This window comes from Pseudomonas syringae CC1557, from assembly GCF_000452705.1.
In the GTDB taxonomy this organism is placed as follows: Bacteria; Pseudomonadota; Gammaproteobacteria; order Pseudomonadales; family Pseudomonadaceae; genus Aquipseudomonas; species Aquipseudomonas syringae_F.
Genome location: NZ_CP007014.1, coordinates 3,286,067 through 3,300,191, shown reverse-complemented (window position 1 = coordinate 3,300,191; position 14,125 = coordinate 3,286,067). Strand labels below are relative to the sequence as shown.

The following is a 14,125-nucleotide window of genomic DNA, read 5'->3' as shown; positions in this document are numbered from 1 at the left end:
CCAGTCTTTTCGACCAGCAGCCGCGACATTCAGCAGCTATTGCGTACAATCAGCGCATAAGAACGGCACGGACGCGCTCATTGGGTTTCAGGTGCGTCTATGTTGATTGGCAGTTATTCACCCTCGCTTGTCGTTCTTTCCATTTTCGTTGCGATCCTTGCTTCCTACACCGCATTTGATCTCGCCGGCCGAATCAGCTCTGCCCAGGGCCGGGCGGTGTATCTCTGGATTGTCGGCGGCGCTTTTGCGATGGGTGTCGGTACCTGGTCAACGCACTTCATCGGTATGCTGGCCTTCGTCTTGCCCATCGACCTCGGCTATGACGTGCCACTCCTGTTGCTCTCGCTGTCGATCATCGTCCTGTCATCTGGATTCACCCTGTGGCTCTTCGTACAACCGCAGCTTTCGCTACTGCAGCTGAGTCTGGGAGCCTTATTGCTGGGGCTGGGTATCAGCGCAACGCATTACACCGGCATGGCGGCCATGCGCATGCAGCCAGCTATCGAATACACGCCGGTACTGTTCGCACTGTCACTGGTGATCGCCGTAGTAGCGTCGGCGGCGGGATTGTGGATCGCGTTCCGGCTTCGCTATCAGCGGCCTCGCAGGTTTCTGGTACGCGCGGGCGCGGCCGTGGTGCTGGGCCTCGCCGTAGTGGGCATGCACTACATCGGCATGGCGGCGGCCAACTTTGCCGAAGGCAGCTTTTGTGGGGCGCTGGTCAACGGGCTGAGCCGTAACGGGCTGGACCGGGTGGTGCTGGTTGCCAGCCTGACGGTCCTGAGCCTCACACTGTTCGCTTGTATTCTGGACGCTCATCTTGAGGCGCGCACGGCGGTGCTGGCCAACTCCCTGAACCAGGCCAATCAGGAACTCACCCATCTGGCGATGCACGACAACCTCACCGGGCTGCCCAACCGGGTGCTGCTCGCGGAGCGTGTCGAGCAGGCCATGACCAGGGCCGATGAGACGGGGGGGTGTTTTGCCTTGATGTTCATGGATCTGGATGGCTTCAAGCCGGTGAATGACGCCTTCGGCCACCACACGGGTGATCTGCTGTTGCGTCAGGTGGCATTGCGCCTGCGTCAAAACGTGAACCGGCAAGACACGCTGGCCAGAGTCGGCGGTGACGAGTTTGTCCTGCTTATCGAACTTGACGATCAACAGGATGCGCTGACGGTGGCGAACCGCCAGGTCAGCGAGATCAGCAATCCGTTCCTGATTGGTGAGCACCAGTTGCAGATTTCGCTCAGCATCGGCATTTGCATCTATCCAGGCCATGGTGCAACCCAGCACGAACTGTTGGTCAACGCCGACGCAGCCATGTATCACACCAAAGCGGCAGGCAAGAACGGCCACAGTTTTTTTGAAGTATCGATGAACTGCAATGCGCGCAACCAGTTGCAGCTGTCGCAGGATTTGCGCACCGCACTCAAGCAAAAGCACTTCTGTCTTTACTATCAGCCCAAATTTGACGCCCTGACCGGGCTGCCTGTCGGCGCCGAAGCCCTGTTGCGCTGGAATCATCCGGAGCGTGGAGTACTGGGACCTGATCTGTTCATTGCCATGGCCGAGAAAACCGGGTTGATCATTCAGATCGGTGAGTGGGTGTTGGACGAAGCCTGCCGGCAGATGCATGAGTGGTACACCGAGGGGTATTCGCACTGGCGCATTTCGGTCAACCTGTCGGCGTTGCAATTCCGCCATTCCGGTCTGGTTGCCACCGTTGCGGACACCTTGGCGCGTCATCAACTGCCGGCCAACTGCCTGACGCTGGAAATTACCGAAACCACCGCCATGGACGACGCGGATGCCAGTCTCGGCGTCCTGAACAGGCTGTCAGAGATGGGCCTGGACCTGTCGATCGATGATTTTGGTACGGGTTACTCCAGCCTGATGTACCTCAAACGACTGCCCGCCAACGAGATCAAGATCGATCGTGGCTTCGTTCGCGATCTGGAACACGATACCGACGATGCGGCTATTGTGTCGGCGATCGTCGCGGTGGGGCAGGCATTGAATTTGCGCATCGTCGCCGAAGGCGTAGAAACCCCGCTCCAGCAGCGTTTTCTGACGCACCTGGGATGCGATTCCTTGCAGGGTTTTCTGCTCGGGCACCCGTTGCCTGCACAGCAGTTTATCGCGGATATCCGCACGGCCGAGTCAAGAATCGCGCTCAATGCACATGATCCGGATAACAAAGCGTCAGCTTTCTGAAACGCTTCGATGGCGCTGGATCGCAAACGCTGGCACGATCAGTCACCTTTGGCCGCGCTGCGGGTCTCAGGCCAGACTAATTGCTGACTTCAGGAAACATTTACGAGACTGAACATGGAAAAAGTCCTCATCATCACCGGCGGTTCGCGCGGGATAGGCGCGGCGACGGCGCGTCTGGCTGCAACACACGGTTACCGGATCTGCATCAATTACATGTCCGACCGTGCCTCGGCGGAAAAAACTGCCGCACAGGTCAGGGCGCAGGGTGCGCATGCGATCACGATGCAGGCCGATGTCAGCAACGAGGATGAAATCATCCGTCTGTTCGCCAGAGTCGACGCGGAGCTGGGGCGTGTCACGCATCTGGTCAACAACGCAGGGACGCTGGCACAGGCCTCCAGAGTCGAGGACATGTCGGAATTTCGCATGCTCAAGATGATGATGAACAACGTGGTAGGGCCCATGCTGTGCAGCAAGCACGCGCTGCTGCGCATGTTGCCGCGACATGGTGGGCATGGCGGCAGCATCGTCAACGTGTCTTCGCTGGCGGCACGCCTCGGTTCGGCGGGTGAGTACGTCGACTACGCGGCGTCCAAGGGCGCACTTGATACCTTCACCATCGGGCTTTCCAGGGAAGTGGCCGGGGAGGGCATTCGCGTCAATGCCGTAAGGCCAGGCTTCATTTTCACCGACTTTCACGCCCTGAGTGGCGATCCGCTCCGCGTCAGTAAACTCGAAGGCGCACTGCCCATGGGCCGTGGCGGTACTCCGGAGGAGGTAGCCGAAGCCATCATCTGGTTGCTGTCGGATCAGGCGTCTTATGCGACCGGAACATTTATTGATGTGGCGGGGGGACGCTGAGGGTATCCAGCTACGACATGGCATGGATAGCTTCAGCGTCAGGTCAGCGCGCGGTCAGACAACCACGGGAGGCTCTTCGGCCGGCGGGTCACCCACTGGAGGGTTTTCCTCGGGCGGATCTATAACCGGTGGCATCGGCGGCGGTGGCTCGTTATCGGGTCTGGGTGGCGTGCCGGGCAGTACCGGATTGTCGATATTCGGATCAGGTGCTACAGGCGGAATGGGCAGGGTCATGGTTGCAGCCTCCTTGTTGGTACTGCGTTCGACCTGTCTGTTTTTGGGATGATTCAATTGATTTGTTGATTCAGGCATCCTTGTAAACAATTCACCGCTACCAACAACAGCTCCGTTTCAGCATCGTTATTTCATCTACCGCCTTCACGAATATGCAAAGCGTCGCCCGGTACGCTCCCACGGCCTTCGGCCAGAATCAAAATCAGATTATGTATCGCGTCAGGTTCATCCAGGGGGCCAGTCTGGCGTGACCAACTCAAACATTTCCGGCTGGGCTATGCTCTGACGCGCTTCGCAAGCTGCCATAAAACCTTTGAACTTTCACCCTGATGTCTGCTCGGAATCTAGGCAGCGAAACAGACGAGCCCTTGGGACTCTGTGGTCGTGCGCTGCCATACCGTCAATTTTTCCATTGCATGGAATGCACAGGAGCGTCCCTGGGGCGTGAGGAGTGATGCTCGATGAATGAACAGCCATACGGTCCGGATTCCCTGGCCACCGATGTACCGCACCCGACCCAACCCTTGTCACTGACCCAGGCGCTACAACTGCCACGCATCGTGATCGAAGACACGTTGCCTGTGATAGACGGCGGGATGTTTGCGGCCAAGGCGATCATCGGGCAACCGGTTACAGTCACCAGTAAGGTCTACGCGGACGGCCACGACAAGATGGCCGTCAATGTGCGCTGGCGCGCTGCCGATGAAGAGGTCTGGCAGAGCGCTCCGTTGCACGAGTTGGGCAACGACAGTTGGGTCGGTGAGTTCACCCCGACTTCTGTCAGTCGTCATGTGTTCCAGCTTGAAGCCTGGATCGATCAATTTGGCAGCTACTGCTATGAACTGGAAAAGAAGTTCGGTGCAGGCGTGCCCATCGATCTGGAGCTTGAAGAAGGCCGTATTCATCTGAGCAAGGCTGCCGAACGCAGTCATGATCAGCTGCGTCAGCAGATCGAAGGCCTGCTGGAACGGTTTGGCCGCTCCGATGGCACCGAACAGGTCGCGCTGCTGCTGCACAGCGATACCGCTGGCCTGATGAAGCAGGCCGACAATCATGCATTCCTCAGCCGCAGCCTGGAATACCCGCTGGATGTCGAGCGTGAACTGGCGCAGTTTGCCAGCTGGTACGAGTTGTTTCCCCGCTCGATCACCGATGACAAGGCACGCCATGGCACCTTCAACGACGTCCACTCGCGCTTGCCGGTGATTCGCGACATGGGTTTCGACGTGTTGTATTTCCCGCCGATTCATCCTATTGGTCGCGCGCACCGCAAAGGTCCGAACAACTCGCTGACGGCTGGCCAGGATGATCCAGGCAGCCCATACGCAATCGGCAGCGAAGACGGCGGCCATGACGCCATTCACCCGCAATTGGGCAGTCTTGAAGACTTCCGCAATCTGGTGAAAGCCGCTGCGGATCATGGTCTGGAAATCGCGCTCGACTTCGCCATTCAATGTTCGCAGGACCACCCGTGGCTCAAGCAGCATCCAGGCTGGTTCTCGTGGCGTCCGGACGGCACCATCCGCTACGCGGAAAACCCGCCGAAAAAGTATCAGGACATCGTCAACGTCGATTTCTACGCGCCGGATGCCATTCCGGGCCTGTGGCTGGAATTGCGTGACATCGTGCTGGGCTGGGTCAAGGAAGGCGTGAAAATTTTCCGCGTCGATAACCCCCACACCAAACCGCTGCCGTTCTGGCAGTGGATGATCGGCGAAGTGCGCAGTCAGCACCCGGAAGTGATGTTCCTCGCTGAAGCGTTCACCAAGCCAGCGATGATGGCGCGTCTGGGCAAGGTTGGTTACACCCAGAGTTACACCTATTTCACATGGCGCAATACCAAGGCCGAGCTGGCGGAATATTTCACCGAACTCAACCAAGTGCCATGGCGCGATTGCTATCGCCCGAACTTCTTCGTCAACACGCCGGACATCAATCCGCGTTTCCTGCATGAGTCGGGGCGGCCGGGCTTTCTGATCCGTGCGGCGCTGGCGACCATGGGCTCGGGGCTGTGGGGCATGTACTCCGGTTTCGAACTGTGCGAAGCGGCACCGATTCCCGGCAAGGAAGAGTATCTGGACTCTGAGAAGTACGAAATCCGTGTGCGCGATTTCACGGCGCCCGGCAATATCATTGCCGAGATTGCCCAGCTCAATCGTATTCGCAGACAGAACCCGGCTTTGCAAACGCACCTGGGGCTGAAGCTGTACACCGCGTGGAACGACAACATTCTGTACTTCGGCAAACGCAGCGCAGATGGCAGCAACTTCATCCTGGTTGCCATCAATCTCGATCCGCATAACGCACAGGAAGCGGATTTTGAATTGCCGCTTTGGGAGATGGGCCTGCCGGACGACGCCGCGACTTCGGGCGAAGACCTGATGACCGGGCACCGCTGGACTTGGTACGGCAAGTACCAGCATACGCGTCTCGACCCGTCGCAACCGTTTGGAATCTGGCGTATCCAGGCCGCGCAATAACACTCCCAAGGAGTCAGCAATGGCTAAGAAACCCGGTGAAGCGACATTTATCAAAGACCCGCTCTGGTACAAGGATGCGGTGATCTATCAGGTTCACGTGAAGTCGTTCTTCGATGCCAACAACGACGGCATCGGCGACTTTGCAGGGCTGATCGAGAAGCTCGACTACATTGCCGCGCTGGGCGTCAACACCATCTGGCTGTTACCGTTTTATCCCTCGCCCCGTCGGGACGATGGCTATGACATCTCGGAATACCGTGATGTGCATACGGATTACGGCACCATGGCCGATGCAAAGCGCTTTATCGCTCAGGCTCACAAGCGCGGCCTGCGGGTGATCAGCGAGCTGGTCATCAACCACACCTCTGACCAGCATCCCTGGTTTCAGAAGGCGCGCAATGCCAAGCCGGGTTCGAAGGCACGGGATTTTTACGTCTGGTCGGACACCGATCAGAAGTACGACGGCACACGCATCATCTTTCTCGACACCGAAACCTCGAACTGGACCTGGGACCCGGTTGCGGGCCAGTATTTCTGGCATCGCTTCTATTCTCACCAGCCGGACCTGAACTTTGACAACCCGCACGTGCTGGAAGCGGTCCTTGAAGTCATGCGTTTCTGGCTGGATTTGGGCATCGACGGGCTGCGTCTGGATGCCATCCCGTACCTGATCGAGCGGGACGGCACCAATAACGAGAACCTGCCGGAAACCCATCAGGTGCTCAAGCGTATTCGTGCCGAGATCGACGCGAATTACCCGGACCGCATGCTGCTGGCCGAGGCCAACCAATGGCCCGAGGACACGCAGCTGTATTTCGGTGACAGCAAGGGGCCAGACGGTGACGAATGTCACATGGCCTTTCACTTCCCGCTGATGCCACGCATGTACATGGCGCTGGCGCAGGAAGACCGCTTTCCGATTACCGACATTTTGCGGCAGACCCCGGAAATTCCGGAAAACTGCCAATGGGCGATTTTCCTGCGCAACCACGATGAACTGACCCTGGAAATGGTCACGGACCGTGAGCGCGATTACCTGTGGAATTACTACGCAGCCGACCGCCGAGCGCGGATCAACCTGGGGATTCGCCGTCGTCTGGCGCCGCTGGTGGCCCGTGATCGTCGTCGCGTCGAACTGCTCAACAGCATGCTGCTGTCGATGCCGGGCACGCCGACCCTTTATTACGGCGATGAAATCGGCATGGGCGACAACATCTATCTGGGCGACCGGGACGGTGTACGAACCCCGATGCAATGGTCCATCGACCGTAACGGCGGATTCTCGCGCGCCGACCCGGCCAGCCTGGTGCTGCCGCCGATCATGGACCCGCTGTACGGTTTTCAATCGGTCAACGTCGAGAGTCAGGAGCGCGACCCGCATTCGCTGCTGAACTGGAACCGGCGCATGCTGGCGGTGCGTAAACAGCAAAAGGCATTCGGCCGCGGCACGCTGAAAATGCTCTCGCCGTCGAACCGGCGCATTCTTGCCTACACCCGTGAATACACTGCGCCTGACGGCCACAACGAGATTGTGCTGTGCGTGGCCAACGTTTCCAGCGCGGCTCAGGCTGCCGAACTTGAGTTGTCGGCGTACGCGGGCACCGTCCCTGTCGAAATGCTCGGCGGCAGTGCATTTCCGCCTATCGGCCAGTTGAGCTATCTGCTGACGCTCCCGCCGTATGGTTTTTATTGGTTTCTACTGGCTTCGGAGAATCAAATGCCCAGTTGGCACGTTGAACCCGCGCAAAGCATGCCGGACTTCCCGACCCTGGTGCTCAAGAAGCATCTTGAAGAACTGCTCGATGAACCGCTGCGCGGCACCATGGAAAACACCTCGCTGGCGAATTACTTGCCGAAACGACGCTGGTTCGGCGGCAAGGACAAGCCTATCGAGCAGGTCCACATCGCCTACGCCGTACGCTTTGGCGACGCGACCAATCCCGTCTTGCTCAGTGAAATCGAAGTCACCGCAGGCGGGCAGACCGAGCGTTATCAGTTACCTTTTGGTTTGCTGGCCGAAGACGACATCAGCAGTGCATTGCCGCAACAGCTGGCGCTCGCCAGAGTGCGCCGCAGTCGCGATGTCGGCCTGATTACCGATGCGTTCACCCTTGAAACCTTCATCCGCGCCGTTATCAAGGGCATGCAGTCGCAGACCGTGATCTCGTGCGTCGATGGCGAGCTGCGTTTCGAACAGAGTTCGCAACTTGCGCCGCTGGGCCTGAACGATGAGTCGGAAGTACGTTATCTCTCCGCCGAACAGTCCAACAGTTCGGTTGTGGTGGGCAGCAGCCTGGTGCTCAAGCTGATCCGCAAGGTCAGCGCCGGGACGCACCCGGAGCTGGAAATGGGCGCGTTTCTGACCCAGGCCGGCTTCAAGAACATTTCGCCGTTGCTGGGCTCGCTGGTGCGGGTCGGCAATGACGGCAAGCCGAATCTGCTGATGATCGCCCAAGGCTATCTGAGCAATCAGGGCGATGCCTGGGAATGGACGCAAAACAACCTCGAACGTGCAGTTCGCGACGAGTTGGCGCACGGTGTTTCCGGGCTGGAGCAGCATTACAACGCGCTGCTTGAACTGGCGGACTTCTCGCGCAGCCTGGGCCAGCGCCTTGGTGAAATGCACCAGATTCTCGCGGCACCGACCGATAACCCTGACTTTGCCGTTGAGGTCACCAGCGTGGCGGACGGCAAGGCGTCTGCAACCAGCGTCAACGCTCAGCTTGAGCGTGCGCTGCAGTTGCTGGAGCAGCGCAAGGGCGATCTCGATAAAGATGATCAGCAACTGGTCAGTGATTTGCTGGCGCATCGCAAGCAGATCCGCCAGCGGGTCGACAGCCTCGCCAAGCATTCTGCGGGCGGCCTGCGCATTCGTGTGCACGGTGACCTGCACCTGGGGCAGGTGCTGGTGGTCAAGGGCGATGCCTATCTGATCGATTTCGAGGGTGAACCGGCCCGTGCGCTTGAAGAGCGTCGTGCCAAGCACAGCCCGTTAAAGGACGTCAGCGGTGTTCTGCGTTCGTTCGACTACGCCGCCGCCATGGCCGTGCGCAGTGCGCAGAGCGTTGATACGTCGCCAGAGGCCGCCGCGGCTCGCAAGCGAGTCGCCGAGACGTACCTGTCGCAGGCGCGTGCAGCCTTCATCGAAGGCTATCGTTCGGCAACGGCTGAAATGGCCCATGCCTGGAAAGATGCAAAAGGGGAGGACGCTGCGCTGGAACTGTTCACCCTTGAAAAAGCTGCTTATGAAGTGATCTACGAAGCCGAGAACCGGCCAGCCTGGCTGGCGGTACCTTTGCAGGGCTTGCGTGGATTGCTGCAACCGTCTGATGGAGAGCCAATATGAATGCGCCTGACAAAGCCGGCACGGGCCGCCAAGCGATACCCGCTGCTGTGGATCTGGACGCGCTGATCCGAGCTGAACACCGTGACCCGTTTTCGATCCTCGGTCCGCACGGCGACGGTGGCAGCGGGCAGTTTGTCCGCGCCTACCTGCCTGGTGCACTGAGTGTCCGCCTGCTGGCCAGAGACGATGGCCGTGAGCTGGGCGAGATGGAAATGAGCGAGGTGCCAGGCTTTTTCGTCGGTCATCTTGACCAGCCGCAACCGTACCTATTCAAGATCAACTGGGCCGGTGGCGAGCAAATCACTGAGGACCCGTACAGCTTCGGTGCGTTGCTGGGCGAAATGGACCTGTACCTGTTCGCTGAAGGCAACCACCGCGACCTGAGCAGCTGCCTTGGCGCGCAGGTGACCAGCGTCGACGGTGTTGATGGCGTGCGCTTCGCGGTCTGGGCGCCTAATGCACGGCGTGTGTCCGTGGTCGGCAGTTTCAACAACTGGGATGGCCGCCGCCATCCGATGCGCCTGAGGCATCCTACCGGCGTGTGGGAAATCTTCGTTCCGCGTCTGCAACCCGGTGAGGTCTACAAGTACGAGATCCTCGGCCCGCATGGCATTCTGCCGCTGAAAAGCGATCCGATGGCGTTGGCGACCACCTTGCCGCCAGATACCGCTTCGAAAATCTCTGCGCCGTTGCAGTTCGAATGGCACGACGAGAACTGGCTGCAATCGCGTGCCGGGCGTCACGAGGCCTCCGCACCGCTGTCGATCTACGAGCTGCACGCCGGCTCGTGGCAGATGGAGCAGAACGACGAAGGTCAGTGGCGGCAGTTCAACTGGCGTGAGCTGGCGGATCGGCTGATTCCCTACGTCAAGGAAATGGGCTTCACGCACATCGAGCTGATGCCGATCATGGAACACCCGTTCGGCGGTTCATGGGGTTATCAGTTGCTGGCCCAGTTCGCACCGACTGCCCGTTACGGGTCGCCTGAGGATTTCGCAGCCTTCGTCGACGCCTGCCACCAGGCAGACATCGGCGTCATCCTCGACTGGGTGCCTGCGCATTTTCCGACCGATACCCACGGTCTGGCGCAGTTCGACGGCACGGCGCTGTATGAGTATGCCGACCCCAAGGAAGGCTTCCATCAGGACTGGGACACGCTGATCTACAACCTCGGCCGTACCGAGGTTCACGGGTTCATGCTGGCCTCGGCGCTGCACTGGCTGAAGCACTACCACATCGACGGCCTGCGGGTGGATGCGGTAGCTTCGATGCTTTATCGAGACTATTCGCGCAAGGCAGGCGAGTGGGTGCCGAACCGTTTTGGCGGCCGCGAGAACCTGGAGGCCATCGACTTCCTGCGCCATCTCAACGATGTGGTTGCGCTGGAGGCACCGGGCACCATGGTGATTGCCGAGGAGTCCACGGCTTGGCCAGGCGTCAGCGAGTCGACCGAGAAGGGTGGTCTGGGCTTCAATTACAAGTGGAACATGGGCTGGATGAATGATTCGTTGCATTACATGGAGGAGGACCCTATCAACCGCGGGCATCACCATGGCATGCTGACTTTCAGCCTGGTGTATGCGTATTCCGAACGCTTCGTGCTGCCGATCTCCCACGATGAAGTGGTTCACGGCAAGCATTCGCTAATTGACAAGATGCCGGGCGATCGCTGGCAGAAGTTTGCCAACTTGCGCGCTTACCTGTCGTTCATGTGGACCCATCCGGGCAAGAAGCTGTTGTTCATGGGCTGCGAGTTTGGTCAGTGGCGGGAGTGGAACCACGATCAGCAACTGGACTGGTACTTGCTGCAATACGCTGAGCATGTCGGTGTCAAGAAGCTGGTCAGTGACCTCAACCGTATCTATCGCGAAGAAAAGGCGTTGCATGAACTGGATACCGAACCTCGCGGTTTCCAGTGGCTGGTCGGCGACGACAACGCTAACAGCGTGTTCGCTTACCTGCGCTGGAGCAAGGACGGCGAGCCGCTGCTGGTGGTGGCCAACATGACCCCGGTCCCACGTTTGAATTATCAAATTGGCGTGCCATTTGAGGGCGCCTGGGTCGAGTTGCTCAACAGCGACGCTGAAACCTATGCCGGCTCGAACTTCGGCAATGGCGGAGAAGTGATTGCCCAGGGCGATGAGGCGCATGGTATGCCAGCGTCGCTGAGCCTCAACCTGCCGCCGTTGGCTGTGTTGATTCTCAAGCCAAAGAAGGCGGATGAGGCGTAAGTCGCAACTGCTATCGCGTGACCGCGCCAGCCTGCCTCCCAGGCTGGCGCTTTTTCCGGTCTGATCGTTAATGGGCAAGTCGCAGTTGTAATCGATCTCCCGGTACAGGTTCGTATCTCCGGAAATCTTCGCCACTGTCCCAGCGCCAAAACTGGCCGTCGTTGATTGATGCTCGGTCCTGATCAAGTGATCAAGGCAAGGCAATTGAGGATTTCAGGATTGCGGACGGGTGTGACGGGACAGCCAGAGCGCAAGCCCCAGCGCACAGATCGACAGCAGGGATGCGTAAAAGAAGATCCAGTCATAGCCCTGACCGAGGGCGATGGCACCCATCACAGGGCCTGCAATGGCCAACGCCAGATCGAAGAACACTGCGTAGGCACTCAGTCCGGCGCCACGACTGGGCGGCGGTACGCGTTTGATGGCTTCCACACCCAGCGCCGGGTAGACCAGCGACAGGCCCACACCGGTCAGCCCGGCACCTGCCAGTGCAAAGCCGATATTCGGCGACAGCCAGAGCATCAACAACCCGCAGGTTTCGACAGCCATGCATGCGATAGCGGTGCTGTAGCCGCCAAAGCGGTTGATGGCGCCGATGAACATCAGGCGCGCGAGGATGAAACACACGCCAAACATGCTCAGGCAATACGCCGCGCCTTCCCAGCCGCGGCTCAGGTAGAAGAGGGTAATGAACGTGGTCAGCGTGCCGTAACCGATGGAGGATAAGGTCAGGCCCATGCCATAGGGCGCGATCCGGCCGAACACCGACCAGTACGGCAGGCGTTCGCCGACGATGACCGGCACCGGAGGTTTGTTGCGGATCAGGACCAGCGCTGCTCCGGCCATGACCATCAAGGCGATGCCCAGGCTGTTGAAACCCACTGCATCAATGATCAGCACGCCCATTGGTGCGCCAATGGCAATCGCGCCGTAGGAGGCAATGCCGTTCCAGGAGATCGAGCGCGCGGTGTGTTCCGCACCGACCTTGCCGATGCACCAATTGATGGTGCCAACGCCGATGAGCCCTTGGGATACACCGAGAAACAGTCGGGCTACGATCAGGATCGACAGGCTGGTCGCTGGAAAATCCTCTAACAGCGTCGCCAGCAAAGTCAGTGCGCCGCTGATGCAGATGCCCCACAGGCCGAACACAATAGAGCGTTTGCTGCCCAGCGTGTCCGTTGCCCGGCCTGCAAAGGGGCGGCTGAGCAGGGTCGCAAGGTATTGCGAGGCGATGGCCATCCCGGCAATCAGCGGGCTGAAACCCAACTGGTCATGCACGTAACCCGGCAATACGGCAATAGGTAAGCCGATGCACAGGAAGGCGATGAAGGTATAGAAAACAATGGAGACAATTTGCAGAGTAATCGTCGTGGAACCGGGTTGCGCGACAGACATTGGACTCTTCGCTGGCAGGCGGTGGGAGTGCCCCCATGATGGCGTGCGCCGTGAATAAATGAAAGCAGGCTAACGGTTTTATCAGGATGATCAGACGGCAGTTGCCGATCTGCAGGGATGGTCATAGGATGACTGACTACAACACAATAACAAAAAGGTCTTTCATGAGAAAATTCCTCTTGCTGGCCGCTGCGGTCGGCTGTTCGTTCGGTGCGCCTGTTCAGGCCTCTACCTTTGCTTACATCTCCAGCCCCGCAGACGGGCTCATCTCACAGTACCGTCTCGACGAGAAGAGCGGGGCGCTAAGCCTGGTCGAACAGACCCAGGCAGGTGACCAGGTCAACCCTATGGCTATTTCCCCGGACGGCAAGGCCCTGTTCGCCGCGTTACGCGCCAAGCCCTATCAAGTGCTGAGTTTCACGATAGAGCCGGGAACCGGGCATCTCAAGCCGCTCGGTCAGGCGCCGCTCGCGGAAAGTCTGGCCTACTTGTCGACGGACCGCAGTGGGCGCTTTCTGTTCGGTGCGTCCTACGGTGCCGATCTGCTCAGCGTTCAGCCGATTGACGCGCAGCACCGCCCCAGCGACAGCATTGCCACGTACAAGACCGGCATGCACGCGCATTCGGTGCGCACAGACCCCAGCAACCGATTTGTATACGCCGGGAACCTCGGTGTTGACCGCGTCCTGCAATTCCGCCTGGCGCCCAGAGACGGCAAGCTGTTGCCCATCGGCGAAGGTTACGTGACGCTTCCGGACAAAACCGGGCCGCGCCATCTGGCGTTCTCGGCGGATGGAAAGTTTCTGTACGTGGTGGGTGAAATGAGCGGCACAGTGACCGCCTTCGCGATCAACGACAAGACTGGCGCGCTGAAGCAGGTGAGCCATGCCGATGGCATTCCAGAGCGCTTGAAACTGGCCCCCGGACAAGCACGTGATGCGCGTAACAACGACCTCAAGGATGACCCGACGCCGCGCATCTGGGCCGCCGACATACGCATTGCACCGGATGGCAAATGGCTGTTTGTCAGCGAGCGAACCAGCAGCAGTGTCTCGGTATTCAAGGTCGAACCGGCCAGTGGCAAGGTCACGTTCGTTGAAAACTATCCGGTTCAGGAAAAACAGCCGCGCAATATCGCCGTGTCGCCCAATGGGCGCTGGTTGTTGGTCAGCGGAGAGAAAAGCGACAAGGTCGGCAGCTACGCCATCGGGGCGAACGGTGCCTTGCAGCGGGTCAGCGAGGCGCCATCGGGGAAGGGCGCACTCTGGATCGAAATGCTGAGTCAGCCAGGCTCGTAAAACAGTCGGTAAACAAAAAGCCCTGTCACGAGACAGGGCTTTTTAGTGTCGCCGGAAAGT

General features: G+C 59.3%; 8 protein-coding genes. 6 read left to right on the top strand and 2 right to left on the bottom strand.

The window, feature by feature from the left end; genetic code table 11:
* Positions 1-99: 99 nt before the first annotated feature.
* Positions 100-2,217 (top strand): putative bifunctional diguanylate cyclase/phosphodiesterase, encoded by a 2,118-nt coding sequence (locus tag N018_RS14505; RefSeq protein WP_025390051.1) that lies wholly within the window; start codon positions 100-102, stop codon positions 2,215-2,217.
* Positions 2,218-2,331: 114 nt separating this feature from the next.
* Positions 2,332-3,078 (top strand): SDR family oxidoreductase, encoded by a 747-nt coding sequence (locus tag N018_RS14500; protein WP_025390050.1) that lies wholly within the window; start codon positions 2,332-2,334, stop codon positions 3,076-3,078.
* Between the two features lie 54 nt (positions 3,079-3,132).
* Here the strand turns inward: N018_RS14500 and N018_RS26580 are convergent, their stop codons facing one another.
* The gene (locus tag N018_RS26580) at positions 3,133-3,312 is read right to left on the bottom strand and encodes a hypothetical protein (protein ID WP_024646977.1); all 180 of its coding nucleotides are present in this window, start codon (positions 3,310-3,312) and stop codon (positions 3,133-3,135) included.
* 461 nt (positions 3,313-3,773) lie between these two features.
* Between N018_RS26580 and N018_RS14495 the strand changes: the two genes are divergently transcribed.
* Genes N018_RS14495 through glgB form a run of 3 tightly spaced genes read left to right on the top strand, consistent with a single transcriptional unit; the run spans position 3,774 to position 11,369 of the window.
* Entirely contained in the window at positions 3,774-5,792 is a 2,019-nt protein-coding gene (locus N018_RS14495) for an alpha-1,4-glucan--maltose-1-phosphate maltosyltransferase (RefSeq protein WP_025390049.1), read from the top strand.
* 19 nt (positions 5,793-5,811) lie between these two features.
* Positions 5,812-9,138 (top strand): maltose alpha-D-glucosyltransferase, encoded by a 3,327-nt coding sequence (gene treS / locus N018_RS14490; RefSeq protein ID WP_025390048.1) that lies wholly within the window; start codon positions 5,812-5,814, stop codon positions 9,136-9,138.
* Positions 9,135-11,369: a 1,4-alpha-glucan branching protein GlgB gene (gene glgB, locus N018_RS14485; protein ID WP_024646980.1), complete on the top strand. Its 2,235-nt coding sequence runs from the start codon at positions 9,135-9,137 to the stop codon at positions 11,367-11,369. Before treS ends, glgB begins: the two co-directional genes overlap by 4 nt.
* A gap of 213 nt (positions 11,370-11,582) precedes the next feature.
* Here glgB and N018_RS14480 read toward each other — a convergent pair whose 3' ends face one another.
* Positions 11,583-12,767, bottom strand: a complete 1,185-nt coding sequence (locus N018_RS14480) for an MFS transporter (protein WP_025390047.1) — start codon at positions 12,765-12,767, stop codon at positions 11,583-11,585.
* Positions 12,768-12,931: 164 nt separating this feature from the next.
* Between N018_RS14480 and N018_RS14475 the strand changes: the two genes are divergently transcribed.
* The gene (locus tag N018_RS14475) at positions 12,932-14,065 is read left to right on the top strand and encodes a lactonase family protein (protein WP_025390046.1); all 1,134 of its coding nucleotides are present in this window, start codon (positions 12,932-12,934) and stop codon (positions 14,063-14,065) included.
* Positions 14,066-14,125: the final 60 nt, after the last annotated feature.